Source organism: Pseudoruminococcus sp., from assembly GCF_047012705.1.
GTDB lineage: Bacteria > Bacillota > Clostridia > Oscillospirales > Acutalibacteraceae > Pseudoruminococcus.
Genome location: NZ_JBKXNW010000001.1, coordinates 259,972 through 282,364 on the forward strand (window position 1 = coordinate 259,972; position 22,393 = coordinate 282,364).

At 37.4% G+C, this 22,393-nt stretch carries 19 protein-coding genes; 13 read left to right on the forward strand and 6 right to left on the reverse strand.

All coding sequences use genetic code 11. The features are described from left to right. The first annotated feature begins 165 nt into the window (after window positions 1-165). The 6 genes from ylxM (at window position 166) to ACLU24_RS01245 (ending at window position 6,880) form a co-directional block, all read left to right on the forward strand. Entirely contained in the window at window positions 166-537 is a 372-nt protein-coding gene (gene ylxM / locus ACLU24_RS01220; RefSeq protein WP_412609703.1) for a YlxM family DNA-binding protein, read from the forward strand. Between the two features lie 17 nt (window positions 538-554). Further along, on the forward strand, window positions 555-1,946 hold the full coding sequence (ffh, locus tag ACLU24_RS01225; protein WP_412609706.1) for a signal recognition particle protein: 1,392 nt from the start codon (window positions 555-557) through the stop codon (window positions 1,944-1,946). Between the two features lie 96 nt (window positions 1,947-2,042). Then, window positions 2,043-2,285 carry a 30S ribosomal protein S16 gene (gene rpsP, locus ACLU24_RS01230; RefSeq protein WP_412609708.1) on the forward strand — a complete coding sequence of 81 codons (243 nt, stop codon included), beginning with the start codon at window positions 2,043-2,045 and terminating at the stop codon, window positions 2,283-2,285. A gap of 16 nt (window positions 2,286-2,301) precedes the next feature. Then, window positions 2,302-2,535, forward strand: coding sequence for a KH domain-containing protein (locus ACLU24_RS01235; protein ID WP_332018027.1), 234 nt, complete (start codon window positions 2,302-2,304; stop codon window positions 2,533-2,535). Between the two features lie 227 nt (window positions 2,536-2,762). Next, the gene (locus ACLU24_RS01240; RefSeq protein WP_412609711.1) at window positions 2,763-4,994 is read left to right on the forward strand and encodes an ABC transporter ATP-binding protein; all 2,232 of its coding nucleotides are present in this window, start codon (window positions 2,763-2,765) and stop codon (window positions 4,992-4,994) included. Continuing rightward, window positions 4,991-6,880: an ABC transporter ATP-binding protein gene (locus tag ACLU24_RS01245; protein ID WP_412609714.1), complete on the forward strand. Its 1,890-nt coding sequence runs from the start codon at window positions 4,991-4,993 to the stop codon at window positions 6,878-6,880. The genes ACLU24_RS01240 and ACLU24_RS01245 overlap by 4 nt, the downstream gene beginning before the upstream one ends. A gap of 450 nt (window positions 6,881-7,330) precedes the next feature. Here ACLU24_RS01245 and ACLU24_RS01250 read toward each other — a convergent pair whose 3' ends face one another. From ACLU24_RS01250 to ACLU24_RS01260, 3 genes are read right to left on the reverse strand one after another with little or no spacing between them, the layout of a single operon-like run. Further along, entirely contained in the window at window positions 7,331-9,304 is a 1,974-nt protein-coding gene (locus tag ACLU24_RS01250; RefSeq protein WP_412609717.1) for a carbohydrate-binding domain-containing protein, read from the reverse strand. Between the two features lie 25 nt (window positions 9,305-9,329). Then, window positions 9,330-10,013, reverse strand: coding sequence for a DUF4956 domain-containing protein (locus ACLU24_RS01255; RefSeq protein ID WP_412609719.1), 684 nt, complete (start codon window positions 10,011-10,013; stop codon window positions 9,330-9,332). A gap of 12 nt (window positions 10,014-10,025) precedes the next feature. Continuing rightward, on the reverse strand, window positions 10,026-10,763 hold the full coding sequence (locus tag ACLU24_RS01260) for a polyphosphate polymerase domain-containing protein (protein WP_412609722.1): 738 nt from the start codon (window positions 10,761-10,763) through the stop codon (window positions 10,026-10,028). 367 nt (window positions 10,764-11,130) lie between these two features. Here ACLU24_RS01260 and ACLU24_RS01265 point away from each other — a divergent pair, with 367 nt between their 5' ends. Together ACLU24_RS01265 and ACLU24_RS01270 are read left to right on the forward strand one after the other, a co-directional pair. After that, window positions 11,131-11,826 (forward strand): TetR/AcrR family transcriptional regulator, encoded by a 696-nt coding sequence (locus tag ACLU24_RS01265; protein WP_412609725.1) that lies wholly within the window; start codon window positions 11,131-11,133, stop codon window positions 11,824-11,826. Window position 11,827: 1 nt separating this feature from the next. Continuing rightward, window positions 11,828-12,934 (forward strand): linear amide C-N hydrolase, encoded by a 1,107-nt coding sequence (locus ACLU24_RS01270; RefSeq protein ID WP_412609728.1) that lies wholly within the window; start codon window positions 11,828-11,830, stop codon window positions 12,932-12,934. Between the two features lie 83 nt (window positions 12,935-13,017). On the opposite strand, the gene rny is transcribed toward ACLU24_RS01270, so the two are convergent. Next, a complete protein-coding gene (gene rny, locus ACLU24_RS01275) occupies window positions 13,018-14,571 on the reverse strand; it encodes a ribonuclease Y (protein WP_412609731.1) in 1,554 nt (517 codons plus the stop codon). Window positions 14,572-15,230: 659 nt separating this feature from the next. Between rny and ACLU24_RS01280 the strand changes: the two genes are divergently transcribed. From ACLU24_RS01280 to ACLU24_RS01305, 5 genes are all read left to right on the forward strand, one after another. Further along, window positions 15,231-17,195 (forward strand): PTS fructose transporter subunit IIABC, encoded by a 1,965-nt coding sequence (locus ACLU24_RS01280; protein ID WP_412609733.1) that lies wholly within the window; start codon window positions 15,231-15,233, stop codon window positions 17,193-17,195. A gap of 80 nt (window positions 17,196-17,275) precedes the next feature. Then, window positions 17,276-17,542, forward strand: coding sequence for an HPr family phosphocarrier protein (locus tag ACLU24_RS01285; RefSeq protein ID WP_412609736.1), 267 nt, complete (start codon window positions 17,276-17,278; stop codon window positions 17,540-17,542). Window positions 17,543-17,877: 335 nt separating this feature from the next. After that, window positions 17,878-19,599 carry a phosphoenolpyruvate--protein phosphotransferase gene (ptsP, locus tag ACLU24_RS01290; protein WP_412609739.1) on the forward strand — a complete coding sequence of 574 codons (1,722 nt, stop codon included), beginning with the start codon at window positions 17,878-17,880 and terminating at the stop codon, window positions 19,597-19,599. After that, on the forward strand, window positions 19,596-20,300 hold the full coding sequence (locus ACLU24_RS01295; RefSeq protein WP_412609741.1) for a DNA alkylation repair protein: 705 nt from the start codon (window positions 19,596-19,598) through the stop codon (window positions 20,298-20,300). Before ptsP ends, ACLU24_RS01295 begins: the two co-directional genes overlap by 4 nt. A 33-nt stretch (window positions 20,301-20,333) precedes the next feature. Then, entirely contained in the window at window positions 20,334-20,894 is a 561-nt protein-coding gene (locus ACLU24_RS01305) for a sugar O-acetyltransferase (RefSeq protein ID WP_475495299.1), read from the forward strand. Window positions 20,895-20,970: 76 nt separating this feature from the next. Here the strand turns inward: ACLU24_RS01305 and ACLU24_RS01310 are convergent, their stop codons facing one another. Together ACLU24_RS01310 and ACLU24_RS01315 are read right to left on the reverse strand one after the other, a co-directional pair. Continuing rightward, window positions 20,971-21,933 carry a glycosyltransferase family 2 protein gene (locus tag ACLU24_RS01310; RefSeq protein WP_412609744.1) on the reverse strand — a complete coding sequence of 321 codons (963 nt, stop codon included), beginning with the start codon at window positions 21,931-21,933 and terminating at the stop codon, window positions 20,971-20,973. 97 nt (window positions 21,934-22,030) lie between these two features. Next, window positions 22,031-22,363, reverse strand: coding sequence for a helix-turn-helix domain-containing protein (locus ACLU24_RS01315; protein ID WP_412609747.1), 333 nt, complete (start codon window positions 22,361-22,363; stop codon window positions 22,031-22,033). Window positions 22,364-22,393: the final 30 nt, after the last annotated feature.

Below are 22,393 nucleotides of genomic sequence, written 5' to 3' on the forward strand. Positions count from 1 at the left end.
AACACGAAAAATAGTAAATGTCACTATATTTTTTAATATTTTAAAAAAATTTAAAAACTTTTCTATTATGTAGTTGACAAGTCGGTCAGATTATTGTATAATTTCCAAGGTGTAAAGATGATTTGCTTTACAGCCGAGGGCGATTTTTTACTATGAGGTGAGTTTATGGCAAAAAATCTTGAGATTGCTTATCTGCTTGATTTTTACGGCGATATGCTTACCGAAAAACAACGCAATGCAATAGATTTATACTATAATGATGACCTATCTCTTGCAGAAATTGCTCAGGCAGCCGATATTTCACGACAAGGCGTTCGAGATAATATAAAGAGAGCCGAGCAGATTTTAACGGAGCTTGAAGAAAAGCTTGGTCTTGCAAAACGTTTTTCTGATATGAAGCAAGGCTTTGCAGAGATTATCAGGGCGGCAAATAACATAGAAAAGATAAGTGAAAATCTTCCGCAGGAACATAAAACTAACATTAAAAAATATACTGAAATAATAAAAGCAACTTCCGAAAGACTTTCGGGAGAATGAAAGGACGGTGACGCGTTTTGGCGTTCGAGGGATTATCGGATAAGCTGGGTGCAGCTTTCAAAAAGCTTAAAAATAAAGGTAAGCTGAACGAAAAAGATGTTCGTGACGCTATGAGAGAAGTCCGACTTGCGCTTCTCGAGGCTGATGTAAACTATAAGGTCGCTAAGGATTTTACCAATACTGTTACCGAAAGAGCAGTTGGCGCTGATGTTATGGAAAGCCTTACTCCTGCGCAAATGGTTGTTAAGATTGTCCGTGAAGAGCTTACTGCTCTTATGGGCGGCGAAAACGAAAGAATTAAGACCGCACAGAAGCCACCGACAATTATTATGCTTTGCGGCTTACAGGGTTCCGGTAAAACAACCCACGCAGGTAAGCTTGCAAAAATGCTTAAAAAGCAGGGCCACAGACCTCTCCTCGTTGCTTGTGATATTTATCGTCCGGCAGCTATTGAGCAGTTAAAGGTTGTCGGTGCTCAGGCAGAAGTAAGCGTCTTTGAAATGGGTACAGAAGACCCTGTCAAAATTGCCAAAAAGGCTATTGCTCACGCTAAAGACTATGGCAACGATATGGTTATCATAGATACCGCAGGTCGTTTGCATATAGATGAAAAACTTATGGACGAACTCAAGCGTGTCAAGAATGAGGTTCAGCCACAAGAAATTCTTCTCGTAGTTGACGCTATGACAGGTCAGGACGCCGTCAATGTCGCAAAATCCTTTAACGATTTGCTCGATATTACAGGCGTTATCCTTACAAAGCTTGACGGCGACACTCGCGGCGGTGCAGCACTTTCAGTAAGAGCAGTCACGGGCAAGCCTATTAAGTTTGCCGGCACAGGCGAAAAGCTCGAAAACCTCGAAGCTTTCCACCCTGAAAGAATGGCTTCCCGTATTCTCGGTATGGGCGATGTTCTCACCCTTATAGAAGATGCAGAAAGCAAGATTGACGCTAAAAAGGTCGGCGAAATCGAAAAGAAAATCCGTCAAAATAAAATGGATTTAAACGACCTTCTCGACCAGCTCAATCAAGTTCGTAAAATGGGGCCTCTCAAGAGTATTCTCTCAAAGCTCCCCGGAATGGATAAACAGCTTAAAGATGTCGATATTGACGACCGTCAGATGGACAGAGTTGCAGCAATTATCCTTTCTATGACTCCTGCCGAGAGAGAAAACCCATCAATCATAAATCCGTCAAGAAAACGCAGAATTGCCAACGGTAGCGGTATGAAGGTTGAAGATGTCAACCGTCTGCTCAAGCAGTTTGAGCAAATGCAGCAGATGATGAAAAAGCTCGGCCCTAAGGCTACTAAAGGCGGCAAAAGACGCAGACTTCCGGGACTCGGCGGTATGCCTATGGGTGGAATGACTCCACCTAATATGAATGACCTCAAAGGTCTTAAAAAATAATTACGCATTCATCCAATAATTATTGGTGAAGATATATCAAAATGTACCCTTAAACTTCGGTTTTGGTGCAATCGAATTTTTTGGAGGTGAAATGAAATGGCAGTTAAAATCAGACTTCGTAGAATGGGTGCTAAGAAAGCTCCTTTTTATCGTATCGTAGTTGCTGACTCAAGATATCCTCGCGATGGTAGATTTATTGAGGAAATCGGTTACTACAACCCTCTCACAGAACCTAAGACATTCAAGGTTGATGAGGAAAAGGCTAAGAAGTGGATCAGCAATGGTGCTCAGCCAACTGATACAGTTAAAGCTCTTTTCAAGAACAACAATGTCCTTTAATTAGGAGGTTAGAATCTTGAAAGATTTACTTGTTACAATCGTAAAAGGTCTTGTCGAGAAGCCGGAGCAGGTTACTGTTGATGTAGACGAACCGAACGAGGAAGGTATTATAGTATACCATCTTCATGTTGCGGAAGAAGATATGGGCAGAGTAATCGGCAAGCAAGGCAGAATAGCTAAAGCAATCCGTACAGTTATGCGTGCGGCAGCTATAAGAAACGATCTCAAAATAATGGTCGAAATCGACTGATTAAATTACGAAACGCAACGGCACAGCTCCATTCAGAGCTGTGTTTTTTGTTTTTAATGAAATGTGTTACCAAACAAATAAATTAAGTCTATCAATTATAATTTTGTTATCAATAGATGATAATATCTTTGAATCGCTTAATTTTTATAAGTTTTCTTGACATTATAAATTTTAATGACTATACTTGTATCACAACACTAATACACATTTTAAGGAGATGATACGGAATGTTTAAGCTGAAAAAGTATCTTAAACCGCATATCGTTGCGATAATTCTTGCAATACTTTTTCTCTTTGGCGAGGCTGTCTGTGAACTTGTACTTCCAAACCTGATGTCCGATATAGTCAATGTCGGTATTCAGAATACAGGCGTAGAAAATGCCTCCCCAGAAGTAATCAGTACCGACGGTATGACGCTTCTGAAACCTTTTATGAGTGATAATTCAAAAAAGCTCGTAGAAAAATCCTATAAGCTGGTTGAGAGCGGAACAGATTCCGCTAAAGACTATGAAAATGCTTATCCAATCCTAAAAGAAAACGGAAAAAGCGTATATGTTCTTACAGATTACTCTGATAGGTCTGCCCTCGATGATGCTTTCGGAAAAGCAGACGTAGCGCTCATTGCTATGATGCAGGATTTTGCAAAGCAAAGCGGTACATCAGCAAGTTCAAGCGAAGATATGGATATTTCAAATGTCGATATCACAGAAATGTATAAGATAAACCCTATGCTTTCTATGATACCTCAGTCTAAGTTTGATGAATATATCAAAGATAGCGATAGCACTGATAATCAGGTTATAAGCACAGTCGGCTGTGCAATGACCAAGCTTTTCTATAAAGAAGCCGGTATTGATATGGGGCAGTATCAGTTCAACTATATCGCTAAAATAGGTGTATATATGCTTCTTATAACACTTGCAGGCGGTATTTTTGCTATTTTGGTTAGCCTTATAGCCTCAAGAGTTGCCGCAGGTGTTGCAAAAAGCCTTAGACGAGATTTATTTGAGAAGGTTGAAAGCTTTTCAAACCGTGAATTTGATAATTTTTCCACCGCTTCTCTCATAACAAGAACAACAAACGATATTACACAGATTCAGATGTTTGTTGTTATGGCAATAAGACTTATTTGCTTTGCACCTATTATGGGCATAGGCGGTATGATTATGGCATTGCAACAGGGCGTTTCACTTAGTTGGATAATTCTACTTGCTATTGTACTTTTAATCATTGTGATGGTTGTAGTATGTATAGTCGCTTTGCCAAAATTCAAATCTATACAGAAAATGGTCGATAAACTCAACCTTGTAACTCGTGAAAGCCTTACAGGTATGATGGTTATTCGTGCATTCGGCACACAAAAGAACGAAGAAGAACGCTTTGATAAAGCTAATAAAGACTTAACTTCCGTAAACCTTTTTGTCAATAGGGTAATGGTTATCCTTATGCCAATCATTATGCTTATTATGAACGGCGTTACGCTTCTAATTGTCTGGGTAGGCGCTCATCAGATTGAAGCTGCTCAGATTCAGATTGGCGATATGATGGCATTTATGCAATACGGAATGATTATTATAATGGCATTCCTTATGATTGCAGTGATGTTTATTATGATTCCAAGAGCATCTGTTTCCGCTTCTCGTATAGCAGAAGTCCTTGAAAGTGAGCTTTCTATTAAAGACAGCGAAAATCCAAAATCTCTCGGAGAAAATCCAAAGGGTGAAATTTCTTTTAATAATGTTTCATTCAAATATGGAAATGCCGAAGATAATGTCATTGAAAATATAAGCTTCACCGCAAAACCCGGTCAAACGACCGCTTTTATCGGTTCTACAGGTTCTGGTAAATCTACGCTTGTAAATCTTATTCCAAGATTTTATGATGTTACAGACGGTTCTATCACCTTTGATGGCATTGATATTCGAGATATTACCCAACACGAACTTAGAAGTAAAATCGGTTTTGTACCACAAAAGGGTGTGCTTTTCTCTGGTGATATAGCATCTAACCTCCGTTATGGCAAAAGAGACGCAAGCGATAGCGAAATTGCCGAAGCTGCTAAAATTGCTCAGGCAGAGGACTTCATAAATTCCAAGCCGGAAAAATACGATTCACCTATCGCCCAAGGCGGAACGAATGTTTCAGGCGGTCAGAAGCAAAGACTTTGTATTGCAAGAGCCTTAGCTAAAAAAGCTCCTGTATATATCTTTGATGATAGTTTTTCCGCACTCGATTTCAAAACCGATGCTGCCCTCAGAAAAGCTCTTAAAAAATATACAGGCGACTCAACTGTTTTGATTGTTGCACAGAGAATCAGTACAATTATGGATGCTGAACAAATTATTGTTCTTGACGAAGGCAAGATGGTAGGCAAAGGAACTCATAAAGAGCTTATGCAGAGCTGTCCAACCTATCGTGAAATTGCTTCATCACAGTTAAGTGAGGAGGAATTAAAATGAGCAAAAAAGTAAATAATAATTCACCTCAGAAAAACAGAGGTCCTATGGGCAGAGGTCCTATGGGAGCCGTTGAAAAGCCTAAAAACTTCAAAAGCAGTACAAAAAAGCTTTTAAAATATATGGGCAAATATAAAGGCAGGGTAATGCTTGTTATTATCTTTGCGATATGCTCAACAATATTTAACATTGTCGGTCCTAAAATCTTAGGAAATGCAACTACAATCCTCGCAAATGGTCTTATGTCATCATTCACAGGAAGTGGCGAAGGAATCGACTTCGTAGGAATCGGAAATATAATTCTTTGGCTTGTAGGACTTTATATAGTAAGTGCCCTGTTCTCTTATATTCAGGGCTTTATTATGACCGATGTTTCTATGAAAGTAACCTACAATCTCAGAAGGGATATTTCCCAAAAACTCAACAAACTCCCTTTGAAATATTTTGACGGCACAACAAACGGCGAAGTTCTTTCAAGAATCACAAATGATATAGATACCCTCAGCCAATCGCTGAATCAGAGCCTTACACAGATTATAACCTCTGTAACATCTCTGATTGGTATTATAATTATGATGTTCTCGATTAACTTCTATATGACGCTAATTACACTTTGCATAGCACCTATTTCTTTTGTATTTATTATCGCAATAATAAAGAAATCTCAAAAACATTTTAAAAATCAACAGGAATATCTCGGCACTGTAAACGGTCATGTCGAAGAAATGTATGGCGGTCATACTGTTGTTAAGGCTTTCTGCGGAGAAGAAGAATCTCTCGAAACCTTTAATAAATACAACGATAAGCTTTATGAATCCGCATGGAAATCACAGTTTCTTTCTGGCATTATGCAGCCGATTATGAATTTCGTTTCCAATATAGGTTATGTCGGAGTTTGTATTCTCGGCGGTTATCTTGCAGTAAGTCAGGGCTTGGCTGTCGGTGATATTCAAGCTTTCATTCAGTATGTAAGACAATTCACACAGCCTATTATGCAGATTGCAAACATTTCCAATGTTTTGCAACAGACTGTTGCCGCTTCTGAAAGAGTTTTCGAATTTCTCGAAGAAGATGAAGAAATCCCAGAATCCGACCACCCAATTACAATTAACGAAAGCGGTAAACCGGATACAGAACTTAATGTCACAATCGAAGGCAGTGTTCAGTTTGCTCATGTTCATTTCGGATATACAGACGATAAAATCATAATAAATGATTTCTCAGCTATGGTCGAACCCGGACAAAAAATTGCTATTGTTGGACCTACCGGTGCAGGTAAAACCACTATGGTTAAACTTCTTATGAGGTTCTATGATGTCAACGAGGGCGCTATTCTTGTTGATGGTTACGATATTCGAGATTTCAAGAGAAACGATTTAAGGTCACTCTTTGGAATGGTTTTGCAGGATACTTGGCTTTATAGCGGAAGTATTAAGGATAATATCCTCTACGGCAACCTTAAAGCCTCCGATGAAGATGTTATCAAAGCTGCTAAGGCTGCACAAGCTGACCACTTCATCAGAACACTTCCCGGTGGATATGATATGGTCCTCAACGAAGAAGCTAACAATGTATCACAAGGTCAGAAACAGCTTTTAACTATTGCCAGAGCAATTCTTGCTGACCCTAAGATATTGATTCTTGATGAGGCAACAAGTTCTGTTGATACAAGAACAGAGGTTCTCATTCAAAAGGCTATGGATAATCTTATGAAGGGCAGAACAAGTTTTATAATCGCACATAGACTCAGCACAATCAGAGATGCCGATTTAATACTTGTTATGAATAACGGTGATATTGTCGAGCAAGGAAATCATAATGAACTTATGGCTAAAAACGGTTTCTATGCTAATCTGTATAATAGCCAGTTTGCAGGTGCGACTAACTAAGCCTTAGCTAACGCACTTCCCCAAGAAACTTAAAAGTTTTGCTCAAGCTTTTTCAAAAGCTTGCAGGGTTGAGGGACGGAGTCCCTCATGGGTTTTAAGGGCAACGCCCTTAACATTCTTTGCTCTTTGAGCGGCGGACTATGTCCGCCGCTTATTTTTTTGTTATCAACATTAGTAAAAAAGGGGGCGGACTTTGTCCGCCCCCTCAGGGAGTAAGAGATGTTAAGGGCTTCGCCCTTAAGCGGCGAGCCGCCGCCCCCCAAGACGCGTAATCGGTTTTGCAAGCAAAACCTCGACATCTACAAGGGCAGTTTATTGCCACGGATAAAGAAATTACCAATAAACTACCCAAGGCTCTGCCGTAGGTGACTATCTTTGGAAACCGCAAGCCTTTAAAAAGGCTTGACCTAAACTTTAATTGTCTTAGGTAAGTTTATCAACTAACCTATCTTAAGTATTTGTAGTTGAAGTTTCTCCGCTTGGCTTATCAGGAGGCGTCATTCCTGAATTTTCGCCATTTGGCATTTGTGGAGGATTACCGTCAGGAGGATTGCCATTGTCGCCTCTACCAAAACCATCAGGCTTATTGCCGCCCATTCCACCACCGCCGAAACCGCTTGAACCATTAGAATATACTGTTGAACTCATTTCTATATCATAGCTTTCACTGCCGACAGTAAGCTTATATGTTCCGCTCTTTGTAATCTTAGCTGAGCTTATCACAATAGAGCTAAACTGCTTTGTTGCTGTATAAGAAAGAATCTCATTTCCGTTCAAATCAGCAAGTGTAATCTTTTCACCAGCAGAATGGCTACTCGAAAGATTATACAGAATTGAGCATTGAGTTGAGCTATCTGAGAAACCCTGTGCCATACCTGAACTACCAACTGCAACAAGAGTTCCACCGCTTATAGTTGCTGTGCCGTCATAATCCAAAGCACCGTCACCGTCACTTGTAGGACCATTTACATAAACTTCGCCACCCTCAATTATAAGATTGCTGTTAGAATCAAGTCCGTCACCGGAGGCATTAACTGTAATCTTACCTCCTGTAATCTTTATATAAATATCAGAATTTTCAGTAAAGCTGTTTTGTCCCATTCTACCGCCCATAGAAGAACTGTCACTGCCACCTGCGGCATTTATTCCGTCATCACTTGCAGTAAGTTCTATTGTACCGCCATTTATAGTTACATTAGAACCCTCAATGCCTTCATAGCTTTTCTCTATAACAATATTACCGTTGTTAATAACTGTTGAAGTATCAGCGTGTATGCCGTCATCACCGGATTTAAGCTTAAATGTTCCGCTCTCTATGGTAACATTAGAATTTGAGTGAATAGGGTCGTCCGAAGTATCTGCAGTAATAGTTGCATTGCTGATTTTTATATCACCACCAGCTTTAATACCCTTTGCACTTGCAGTATCTTCTTCCGTTGTAGAAGAACCCTCCTGTCCCCACTTACCCCATTGAGGATTATCCTTACCTCCAGAGGTTTTCGAGGAATTTTCACTTCCGCCGCCAGTTTTGAGAGTAATTTCGCCTTTTTCTATTGTAAGTGTAGTTTCTGCCTGAATAGCATCAGTTGTAGAAGTTATGTTAATTTTTCCACCACAGATATAGATATATCCCTTTGAAGTATCCTCACTGTTGTTAGATTTAATACCGTCACCCTCGGATTTAATTGTAATAGTGCCGTCTGCAATTTTAACGCAGTCCTTACCGCAAATACCATTATTTTTTGCATTAACAGTAATCGTACCACCTGTAATTGCTAAATCATCTTTAGAGACGATACCATTCTTCATATTTCCATTCACAGTCAACGAACCACTGCCGTTTATAGTCATATCCGCTCTGCTGAAAATAGCCGCGTCAACATTGCTTTCATCATCTGCGAGGTCTGTATATGAAGTACCGTCTGTTATAGTATTCTTAGTGCCGTCTTTAAGGGTAATAAAAACCTTATCCGCAGATTTTATAAATAACGGTGAATGTGTTGTGCATTTTATCGTAAATCCATTCAGAACAAGCTGAACCTTTTCATTATCTGTAACATTTACAACAATTCTGCCTTCATCTATTGAACCGCTCAGTACATATGTACCCTCCTTGCTGATTGTGAGTACACCGTTTTTAGCTGTTGCGCCGGTTCCGCTTATATTAAATTCACTTCCGCTGCAAGAAATCTTAACCGCATCGGTTTCTTCATAACCAATATCCATATCACGAGCAGTAAAGTTTGCATTTACAGACTCCGCTTTAACTGTCTTGCTCGATTCCGAGCTGCTTGAGCTTGTGGTAGTTTTACTGCTTTCAGAAGTAACAGAAGTTGTCTGTGAAGAATCGCCTGAACAGCCCGCAAAGGCTGAAACTATAATAAGTGCGGACATTAACACCGCAAAAATTCTTTTACCTTTCATTTCAATCAATCTCCTTTATCATAAATTATAATGTTTCCTGATTAAAAGCCGCTCTGCAACAAGAAATTTCAAGATTACCGTTTCTGCAACGAAGGTCATCTATAAACTGCTTTTCTTGGTTTTGGTCTTTGAGTGTAACTATGTATTTAAGCTTATAAAGACTTCCCATATTTGCAGTCTTTATTTCTATAAGCTCATTTGATTTTGTATACTGCTCAAAAAGCTCATCAAAAACGCCTGTATAATCTAAGCTTTCAGGAATAGTAATTCTAAGTTCCTTCTTAACAGAAGTCTTATAAACGATTTTTATAAAGCTGAAAATAAGCTGAATTGCACAAATAACAACAACCAAAATTCCTGCAAGGAGAAGATAACCCATACCTGTTGCAAGACCTACCGCCATTGCTAAGAATATACTACAAATTTCCTTTGCACTTCCCGGCACAGAACGGAAACGAACTAAATTAAAAGCTCCCATTACTGCAATTCCTGCACCGATACTACCATTCACAAGCATTATAACCACTTGTACGATTGCAGGAAGTAAAGCAAGCGTCATAACAAAGCTTTTTGAGGTTGAATTTCTGAACGAATAGACAAATGCAATAATCAACCCAAAAACTATTGATGCACCCAGACAAAGAAAGAACGAACCCTCTGTAAAGCTTGCTGTCGATTGATTTGATAATACGCTGTTAAAAATATCCATTATAATCTCTCCTTATGCTAATTTTTTAATTTCCTGAATGGTTTCAAATTCAGGCTCATTTTGTTTTTTCAACGAATTTATGTAGCCCGTACCATACTTAGAAAATGACGCCGGGAAAATTTTCAACCTATCCAATTCATCTGCAAGCCAAAGCGGCATTGCATATGGTGTTTTAACTTCCATAATATAAAGCCCGTCTTGAAGAATTTTTTCTCCCCATATTCCGTCAGTTAATGAAAGCTTTTCTTCTCTGACAAGCGGATTACTATCAAAGGTAATTCTCAATGTTGAATCTTGAATACCACAATAAGAATCTCTCTCATAGCTTACAAACATTGCTGGTTCTATGCCCTCATAATACTTCAATGCCCATGCAAGTTCTTTTTCAATCTGTGTTTTCGGCAAAATCTTGCCTGAAAGAAACATTTCCGCCTCACGAAGTGTCATAGCCGTACGACGTTTATAAACCACCCCGCGATATTTTTTCTTTAGCTCTATGAAAACCTTATCATCAGCACTTGGTGTACCATAACTGCGAAGTCTTAATTTTTCCTTATATATAGGCTTTTCAATAGAGTTGCGAATCATCAGCCTTGACGGCGTATCATAATATATACTGCAAATAGTGCTATGAAAATATTTATCCTTTGCAAGATACTGTTTTGAAGTTTCAAGAATTTTTTGTTTTTGCTGAGTTGTAAGAATATATTTTTTCTCATATCTTTTAAAGATACTTTGGAATTGGCTCATAATATCTCATCTCCTAATAGGTTATTTTGTTTTCTATGTCTATATAATAATCACCTTGCCTTAAATTTACTTTAAGCTTACAAAAATTTTTCAAGAAATCATATAATTCTTTGTTAATGCGAGTTCGATTAAAAGTTTCACTCAAGCCTTTGGTCGCTCTTTGCAGAGAGTGAAACACTTTATGCTCCTAAAAGCGTAGGAAACCCTAGCAAGAAGTTCCCTAATAGCTATAATCGAATTACATTTTGTTAGATATTTACTATATTTTTATTAAAATATAATTTATTCTTATACATCTTGTAAAAACTAATCATTTGTGTTATAATTGGTTTATAAACCAATTATATATCAGAAAGGAGTGATTAAAATGGCTCGAAGGTATGACAAGGAAGATTCAAAAAGACGAATATTATCCGCCTGTGTAAAGCTTTTTATAGAAAAAGGTTATCACAATACCACTTTAGCGGAAATATTAAGAGAAGCCGATGTTACAAGCAGTACATTTCAAAATATTTTCCACACAAAAGACGGCGTATTGATGGATTTAGTTGAATTTATGTTTGAAAATCAATTTGATGTAGCAAGAACAATCGCAAAAACCTCAAGTCCTGTTCTTATATATGCCGTAGAAACATCTATACAGATAGCCTTAGCAGAGCTAAACGAAAACCTTCGTGATATCTATATAGAAGCATATTCAAATAGTAAAACTGTAGAATACATTCATCAAAATACATCTACAGAATTATATAAAATATTCGGTTCTTATCTTTCCGACTATAAAGAATGTGATTTTTATGAGCTTGAAATCGGTTCTTCAGGAATTATGCGTGGATATATGTCAAAACATTGCGATAAATATTTCACACTCGAAAGAAAAATTCAGCGCTTCCTTACAATGAGTATGACAGTCTATTCTGTTCCCTATGATGAACAAAAACAAATCCTTAGCTATATAACAAATCTCGATATTCACCAAATAGCTAATCAGGTAATGCAAAAGCTTTTCATTGCATTAGCAATGAAATTTGATTTCACCTTAAATAACGAATGGAGGAAATGAAATGAAAATATTAAAGAAAACACTAATTATTTTAGCCGCAATTATAGTTGTAGTGGCCATTGTGTTTACAACTATTTATTTCACAAGGTTTCAAACATCGGCAACTATTCAAAAAATCACAACATATGAAGACTATAATCTATACCGTATGGATATTAAATATGATTACAATATTGAAAATATCATAAATTACGGTATAACTGATAATCAGTCCTTTGTTGATGCCGTAACAAAAGAGGCTCTTCCACTTCTTCCGGTACATATTGAAGTTCCCGAATTTGGTTGCAGTGCTTTCAGTGTTAAAAATACTGATAATAATAACCTCATGGGCAGAAATTATGATTTTAAGAACGACAGTTCGGCAATGCTTGTTTATTCAACTCCAAAAGATGGATATAAGTCAGTCGCCTTTGCCGCTCTTGATAATATTTCTGCAAATAACGCCGATGAAAACCTCAAATCCCGACTTGCCTGCCTTACTGCACCATTTGTATGCTTAGACGGAATGAATGAAAAAGGCGTATCTATAGCTGTTCTGACTCTTGATAGCGAACCAACCAAGCAAAATACGGGCAAACCAACTATCGCTACAACCTTAGCAATAAGATTAGTGCTTGATAAAGCCGCATCAACAGAAGAAGCTGTCGAACTTCTAAAAAACTATGATATGATGGCAAGTAGCGGTCGTGACTATCATTTTTATATAACAGATTCAAGTGGCGACGGAAGAGTAATCGAATATAGCCTTGATAGTGAAAGAAAACTTGTCGCAACACCTGTTCGCACTGTAACAAACTTCTTTGAAATGTATAAGGATAAGGTAAAACCAAATCAACACAACGAAAATTACGGTCACGGCAAAGAAAGATATGACGCAATGGAAGAAATCTTCAACAAAAATGAGGGCAAAATCACAAACAAAGTTGCGTGGGACGCACTCAAAGCCGCATCACAAGAACCAAGCAAAGATGATATAACCAGCAACACTCAATGGTCAATCTTATATAATAATACCGACCTCACAGCCGAAATTGTTATTCGCAGAGATTGGAATACAGTAACAAGCTACGACCTTAATCTCAACGAAATAAACGGCGGAGAAAGTTAACAAATTCCGATATATATTTACTTAAACATACAAAAAACGGTAAAGCCAAAATTAGGCTTTACCGTTTTATAGTTTATATTATTTTATTTTGCGTAATCGAATGCTCGACTTTCTCTTATGATATTAACCTTAATTTGTCCCGGGTATTCGACATCAGACTCAATCTTACGACAAATATCTCTTGCGAGAAGAACCATCTGGTCGTCTTTAATCTTTTCAGGCTTAACAATGATTCTGATTTCTCTACCAGCCTGAATTGCAAAGCTACGCTCAACGCCGTCAAAGCTTGATGCAACTTCTTCGAGCTTTTCAAGACGCTTAATGTAGTTTTCGAGGTTCTCTCTTCTTGCACCGGGTCTTGCAGCAGAAATCGCATCGGCTGCCTGAACGATACAAGCAATAACCGTCTTAGCCTCAACATCGCCGTGATGAGCGTGAATAGCGTGAATAACTGTTTCACTCTCTTTATACTTACGAGCAACATCAACACCGATTTCAACATGAGAACCCTCAATCTCGTGGTCGAGAGCCTTACCAATATCGTGAAGAAGTCCTGCTCGGCGAGCAAGTGTTGGGTCAAGACCAAGCTCAGAAGCCATAATACCGGCAAGATATGCAACCTCAAGTGAGTGATTAAGAACATTTTGTCCGTAGCTCGTGCGATAACGGAGCCTGCCAAGTAACTTAATAAGTTCAGGGTGTATTCCGTTTATACCTGCCTCAATAACAGCTCTTTCGCCCTCTTCCTTGATGGTATTTTCAACCTCTCTGCGAGCCTTTTCATACATTTCTTCAATTCTTGCAGGGTGTATTCTTCCATCAGAAATAAGCTTTTCAAGCATAACTCTTGCAATCTCTCGCCTTACAGGCTCAAAGCAAGAAAGCGTAATAGCTTCAGGCGTATCATCAATAATAAGGTCAACGCCTGTAAGAGTTTCTATCGCTCTGATATTTCGTCCCTCACGACCGATAATTCTGCCCTTCATCTCGTCATTCGGTAAAGGTACAACAGATACGGTCGCCTCTGTAACATGGTCAGCAGCAACACGCTGAATAGCAAGCGAAATAATCTCTCTTGCCTTTTTCTCACATTCGTCACGAGTTTTCTGCTCATAATCAAGAACCTTAACAGCCTTTTCGTGAACAAGCTCATTTTCAAGCGTTTTAAGCAAATAATCCTTCGCCTGCTCTGAAGTAAACTTAGAAATTGTTTCAAGAACCTCTATCTGAGCCGTTTTAACCTTTTCAGCTTCAGCAAGCTTATCATCAGCTCCCTTTAGCTTCTTGTTAAGAGTTTCGTCCTTAGCCTCAAGGCTTGTCATTTTCTTTTCAAGAGTTTCTTCTTTTTGTTGTATTCTGCGTTCCTGACGCTGAATCTCTCTTCTGCGTTCATTAAGCTCTTTGTCTGCTTCATTACGCAAACGATGAATCTCGTCCTTACCTTCAAGTATGGATTCTTTCTTTTTGGCTTCTGCGGATTCCTTAGCAGCCTCTACTATACGCTCAGCTTCCTTTTCGGCAGAACCAATCTGACTTTCTGCAACCTTCTTACGATAATTTATACCGGCAAAAAAAGCAATTATACCGGCTATTGCGGCAAAAACTATTATAAGTACAACAACCAACCATAAATCCATAATTATAGGCACCTCCTTTTCAATTTTTAATATTTCGGAATTATGTCAGTTGCCGAGGAAGTGCCGCTATTATATTTTATAAAATTTTTAATCTGAGTATTATAAAATCAGTCCGAAAAATCGGTATAATTCATAATAACGCACCAATCCCCTACATTGATACATTATTTCTAAACAGATTATTTAAGGCTCAGAAAATATATCTATTTACCGCAAATAAAATCTCTTACGGAAAAATATATGAATCCGAAAATTATTTTTTGAGCTAAAAAACTACTATAGCCCAATAAAATATGGCATCTTATCGCCATTTAATTTTATATTAAAAATATATAATAACAGCCTCTCGGCAGAAAAAATAGTATAACAGCAGAACCGTTATAGGGATAGTTGACAAACTACCCTAAGTATTATTTTAAACGGTGATATATAAATTGTCAAGCAATTTACACTTACATACAAAGTATAAAATTAAGTTGTAAATTTGGTTAATATTTTCTTTTAATAAAATAAAATTAATAATTATTTTTCTGAAATGTATTGATAATTTTACCGTTTTATTTTACCAATTCACATAATTTTTTGTAAAATATGCTTGATTATAGCGTTATTTGTGGTAATATATAAATATAAATTTTATTTTAAAGGAGGCAACATCTATGAGAATATCCTCCCTCTTGAGTAAAGATGGTATACTGATTAAAAATAAACCAAAATCAAAGCAAGAAATCATTGATACCCTTGTTGAATGTCATTTTAAACTTGGAAATCTTAATGATAAGGAAGCCTTCCGAAAAGCCATTTTAGATCGTGAAACAAGTACAACAACCGGAATCGGCGGAGGTATGGCAATTCCCCACGCTATGACAAACGCTGTCAAAAGACCTGCCATAACCGCTATGACCATAGAGGACGGAGTAGATTTTGAATCCCTCGACGGCAAACCTGTAAATCTTATTTTTATGATAGCTATGCCCGATGACGGCAAACAGCATATGAATCTGCTTTCACACTTAGCCACACTTATGATGGACGAAAGCCTTTTTCCGTCACTAACTGCCGTTGAAACTCCAGTAGAATTTATAGATTTTATTGATAAATTAGAAGATAAGCTTTTCCCAAAAGAAACTCAGGAAAAATCAGAACCCATAGAAGAAAATAAAAACTATAAAATTCTTGCAGTCACAGCCTGTCCTATGGGAATTTCTCATACATATATGGCAGCAGAAGCTCTCGAAAAGACTGCAAAAGAAATGCACTATTCTATAAAGGTCGAAACAAATGGCTCCGCCGGTGCAGCGAATGTTCTAACCGATGAAGAAATTGAAAAAGCCGAAGTTATAATTATAGCCGCTGATAAAAATGTAGATATGGAACGCTTTAACGGTAAGCGTGTTTTTATAACTTCTGTTACTGACGGTTTAAGAATGCCGAGAGAAACTATTAAAGCCGCCCTCAATAATAAAGAAATTTATAAATATACGGGCGATATATCAGAAAATGAATATGCAAGTAAGCCACCTATACCCATGCACGAAACCATCGCACATAAATTCTATAAACACCTTATGAGCGGTGTTTCGTATATGCTTCCGTTCGCCATTGGCGGCGGTATACTTCACGCATTATCATATTTCTTAGATATGATAATGCTTGGAAACGCCGCTCTTGATTTTGGTGTATTTGGCACAGGCACACAGGTTTCCGCCTTTCTAAATACTCTCGGTGAATACGCTTTTCAATGTATGATACCCATATTCTCAGGTTACATAGCTATGAGTATTGCCGACCGCCCCGGACTTGCAATCGGCGTTGTCGGAGGACTTATGGCAAATATCGGTATGACATTCACAAATCCAAGAGATGGCGTGTCCTCAGGTTTCATTGGTGCCTTATTTGCGGGCTTTTTCGCAGGAATTTTTATGTGGCTTTTAGAGCGTCTATGTTCACATATTCCTAAAAGCATAGCAGGTATAAAATCCGTTTTAATATATCCTGTTGCAGGTATGCTTGTAATAGGCTTTGTAATGGGAGTTATAAATCCAGTTGCCAGTTTATTAAATAATTGGCTCATAAATGATTTGAATATGCTCGACGGAAATGGTAGAATAATACTCGGCGCTGTTCTCGGCGGAATGATGGCCCTTGATATGGGAGGTCCTCTTAGCAAGGCAGCATATCTTTATGGAACAATTTCACTGACTATGGGCAAATATGATGTTATGGCGGCGGTTATGGCTGGCGGTATGACGCCTCCACTCGGCATAGCACTTGCAACAACCTTCTTTAAAAGTAAATTTTCCGATGCCGAAAGAAAATCAGGCGCAGTAAATTATGTTTTGGGGCTTTGCTTTATAACAGAAGGAGCAATTCCTTATGCGGCAGCCGACCCATTGGCTATTTTACCATCTTGCTTTTTAGGTTCTGTTCTTGCAGGAAATGTATCAATGTCCTTAGGCTGTACACTTCAAGTTCCACATGGCGGAGTTTTTGTAATTCCATTTATGGAAAATCCATCAGGGTATTTATTTGCAATTTTGTCAGGTTCACTTGCAACAATGCTTATGATTGCAATATTAAAACGAAGAGAACCAATAAAAATCAAAAAAATATCTCAGATATAGGAATCTTTGATTAGCAAAATAAAATCTTCCTAAGGTAAATAAAATTTCGCTCTTAAAAGTATATAAGGAGGAATATAAAAATGATTAGTAAAAAATTTACTGTTATTTCAGCGGAGGGCTTACATCTCCGAACTGCTGGAGTTCTTGCAAACGAATTGTGTAAATATGATTGTAATTCTGAAATTTTATATAAAGGGAATATGATAAACGCAAAAAGTCTTTTAAATATAATGGCAGCCTGCATAAAGTGCGGTGATGAAATCGAACTTCAATGCGATGGCGTAGATGAAAAAGAGGCTCTTAAAAAGGCTGAAGAACTTATAGAGTCAGATTTTATTACCAATTAAAAACAATATTTAAGACCTATTTGATGACAGACTATAAACACTTTATAAGTAATAATTTGTTTTAAGCCTCTAATTATTACACGAATCGTGTTTTATATCTTGACATATTCTGATTTATTTTCTATAATAATTGTAGATATATACACGCTTGGTGTTATAGCGTATATAAAGCTTTTAATTATACTTGCGGTGAATAAGTTGCTAAAAGTGTGTAAGGCATAAGGGCGTTGCCAATTAAAAGCGTATTATAAATAAATTCAGAATATAGAAGTGATAATACACTTTTCGGTTATTAAATAGGTTTATTTTTTATTAAAACAAGGCGGCGATTAATTATGTTAAAGGGTATCGGTGTTTCTGAAGGCATAGGTATCGGAACAGTTTTAGTGATTGAAAAGCAAAAAATAAATTTTGATAAATACGCTATTAAAAGCGTTGAAGAAGAAATCGCACGCTACTATGATGCAATCAAAAAATTTATCATAAAAACTCAGGAAATGGCAAATGAAATCGCTGCTAATGCAGGTGAAAAAGAATCTGAAATTCTATTCGGACATATAATAATGGTTCAAGACCCTTATATGCAAGGTGAAATTGAAAGCCTTATCAAGAATGGCAAATGCGCCGAATACGCCGTTTCTGAAATTTGCGATTCATTTATCTCAATGTTTTCCTCTGTCGATGATGAACTAACTAATCAGCGTGCAACAGATGTTCTTGATATAAAAAATTCATTATTAAACATCTTGCTTGGCATAGAAGAAATAAATCTCAAGAATGCACCTCCCAATACTGTCGTTGTTGCAGATATTCTTACTCCGTCTATGACCTCAGGCATCAACAGTGAAAACATTGTCGGAATCATCACAGAAAACGGCGGAGCAACCTCTCATTCATCAATCATCGCTCGTGCTTTAGGTATTCCGGCAGTTCTCAGCGTAGATAATGCACTTGAAAGTATGAAAAACGGTGATACTGTAATCGTTGACGGAAGCAATGGCAATATTATTGTATCTCCGGATAAAGCAACCTTTGAAGAATATTCCAAAAAGCAACTCCGCTACATAAAACGGCGTAATGAACTGAATAAATATAAAAATGCTACAACGGTTACAGCCGATGGAGATAAAAAACTTCTTTTCTGCAATATTGCTTCGTCAGAGGAAGCTCTGAAAGCTAAAGAATGTACCGCCGAAGGTATAGGACTTTTCAGAACAGAGCTTATGTTCCTCGAAAAAAGCAGAATACCCACAGAAGATGAACAATATGCTGAATATAAACGCACAGCACTTACATTCAGACATAAGCCCGTAAAAATCAGAACCCTTGATATTGGCGGAGATAAGATTATTCCGTATCTTAATATCGAGAAAGAAGAAAATCCATATCTTGGCAATAGGGCTATAAGATATTGCCTAAAACAAGAAGATATTTTTCTTACACAGCTAAGGGCTATTCTTCGTGCAAGCATTTACGGAAAAATAAAGCTTATGATTCCTCTTGTAACCTGCACAGAAGAAGTACAAGCTGTCAAAAAGGCTATAGAAACCGCAAAAAATCAGCTCAAAGAAAGCGAAAAATGCTTTGAAGAAAACCTTGAAATCGGCATTATGATAGAAACTCCGTCAGCAATGATGATAGCGGATATTCTCGCCGAAGAAGTCGACTTTTTCAGCATCGGAACAAACGATTTAACTCAATATATTATGGCAGTAGACCGAGGCAATGATGATGTATCCTATCTTTATTCAGCTTTTCACCCTTCTGTAATCCGTGCTATAAAGCACATTATTGAATGCGGACACAAGGCTGGAATATCTGTTGAAATGTGCGGAGAGGCAGCGAGCGACCCGCTTATGATTCCGCTTCTAATTGCTTTCGGACTTGATGAATTCAGCGTTTCAGCGGCAGTAACATTAAAAACCAGACGAGCTATTTCAAAATGGAGTCAAGCTCACGCAAAAATAGTTGCAGAAAATGTTCTTAAAATGAAAACTGAAAGAGAAATTGTCGATTACCTAAAAAAAGAGGCTCTTAGCTGTGGTGGTATACTATGAATACAGAAAATAAAATTCGTACTGAACTCCTATCTTTGCAAGATTTAGAATATAAAAATTTTCATTCAAAACTTATGCCTACAGTCAATCCTGAAACTATTATCGGAATAAGAATGCCTGTTCTTAGAAAATATGCAAAATCTCTTTCAAAAACTGCTGAAGCCGATGAGTTTTTAACAATACTTCCGCATAAGTATTATGAGGAAAATAATCTTCATGCATTACTCATTGAACCCATAAAAGATTATGATAAGGCTATAAGCTTAACAGATGAATTTCTTCCATATGTAGATAACTGGGCAACCTGCGATTTAATGTCGCCAAAAATCTTTGCCAAACATACAGATAAGCTTTTTATAAAAATAAATGAATGGATAAGTTCAGACCAAGTTTATACTGTAAGATATGGACTTGGTATGCTTATGAAATATTTTCTTGATGAAAAATTTGAAGAAAATCATCTTGAACTTGCCTCAAAAATCATAAGTGATGAATATTACATCAATATGATGATTGCGTGGTATTTTGCTACAGCTCTTGCGAAAAAGTATTCTTCGGCAATTAAATTTATAGAGCAGAAAAAACTTACTCCATGGGTTCATAATAAAACTATCCAAAAGGCAATAGAAAGCTTTCGTGTAAGCCCTGAACATAAAGCCTATCTTCGCACATTAAGGCTTAATCTTAGAAAGGAATTATAAACTATGACCAACTAGGAAAAACTTCAAGCAGGTATGATATATAACGATTTTGACGACGATTTGTTTCAAAGGCGAATTTATGCTAAGAAACTTTTTCGTCAATATAACAAAACAGATGACGGCGAAACCGAATTAAGACAAGAAATTATGAGCAAGCTTTTTAAATCAGTCGGAAAAAATGTTTGGATAGAACCTGATTTTCGCTGTGAATTCGGCAAAAATATTACTATTGGCGACAATGTATATATAAACTTCGGCTGTGTAATCTTAGATTGCTCTGAAATCACCATTGGTGAAAATACTCTTTTAGGTCCTAATGTTGGTATCTATTCAGCTAACCACTCAATAGATGCCGAGGAAAGAATTAACGGTGGTTGTTTCGGAAAACCAATTCATATTGGCAAAAGAGTATGGCTTGGTGGAGATGTTAAGGTTATTGCCGGTGTTACTATCGGCGACGATAGCATAATTGGCACAGGAAGTATTGTCACAAAAGATATCCCGTCTGGTGTAATAGCTGTTGGAAATCCTTGCAAAATTCTAAGAAAAATCACTGAAGCAGATAAAACCGACTATTTAAAAAACATTCAATAAAATTTTGCTTTGAATAAAAACGACTTGAAATCTCAAATACAGATTTCAAGTCGTTTAATTTTCTGAATATTAAATTTTAGCTATTTGGCTTTTCTTCATCATGAAGGAATTTTTCAACAATAAATCTTGGACGATGCTTTGTTTCAAGATAAATTTTACCTATGTATTCACCAACAATACCGATTGCGAAAATCTGCAATCCGCCAAGAAGCCATATTGAGAAGATAATGCTTGTCCAACCGGCAACTGTTACTCCGCATATCCACTGAATAAGGAATACAAAGAGCATAATTATGCTGATAAGTACGGATATGAGCCCAATAAAAGTAATGATTCTTATAGGCTTAACACTAAGAGATGTGATGCCTTCCCAAGCGAGAGCAATCATTTTCTTTAATGGATATTTGCTTTCGCCCGCAAGACGCTCTTTGCGTTCATACTCAACAATATCGCTTTTTAAGCCAATCATTGGCACCATTCCGCGAAGGAATATATTAACTTCTTTATACTCGGCAAAGATATTTAAAGCTCGCTTGCTCATAAGTCTGAAATCGGCATGATTAAAGATAGTCTTTGCACCAAGCTTATTCAGAATCTTATAATATGCCTCTGCTGTGAAGCGTTTGAACTTTGTATCGGTTTCTCTGCTTGAGCGAACGCCATAAACAATATCCGCACCCTGTTCATATTTATCAAGCATTTTGTCGATTGCATCAATATCGTCCTGAAGGTCGGCGTCCATAGAAATAACTGCGTCTGCATAGTCCTTAAGGGTAACAAGACCACATAGAAGGGCGTTCTGATGACCCCGGTTGCAGCTCAGCTTAATACCGCTAAACATTGGTATTTTCTCGTGAAGTCCCTGAATAATACTCCATGTCTTATCCGATGAGCCATCGTCTATAAATACGATGCGGCTATCCTTAGAAATTTTGCCTGCTTTCATAAGCTGTCTATATTTGTTAAAGAGCTTTTCTGCGGAATCAAGCAAAACCTCTTCTTCATTATAGCAAGGTATGGCAAGATAGAGCTTGGTCATAACTATTCCTCCTTATAATAATTCTAAGGTTAACTTATATTATATAACGATAATAATCAAAAGTCAACTTGTCGGAATATGCCGAATTTAGTCAGATTCAGCCATAAAATTTAAAAGTTTTAACTATTGCAAGAATATGCTCTTGTTGTCTGGGTGTTAGGGAAGCAAGGTAGGCATTTATTCTAATAATAGTCGTATTTGTGTTTTCAAGATTTGGCTCGGTACTAAAGTTCAATAGTTCTGTAAGCGGAATATCAAGACCATTTGCAATTTTCTGGAGAGTATCCAGAGTAGGATTTTTCTGTCCTCGTTCAATTTGACCAATGTGTGAAGCTTGCATATTGCATTGGAACGCAAGTTCTTCTTGAGAAAGATGTCTGCTCGTTCTTATTGATTTTAACTTTTTGCCAAAATCATTAGATTTAATCATAGTTTATTACCTCTTTTTGTTCAAGAATAC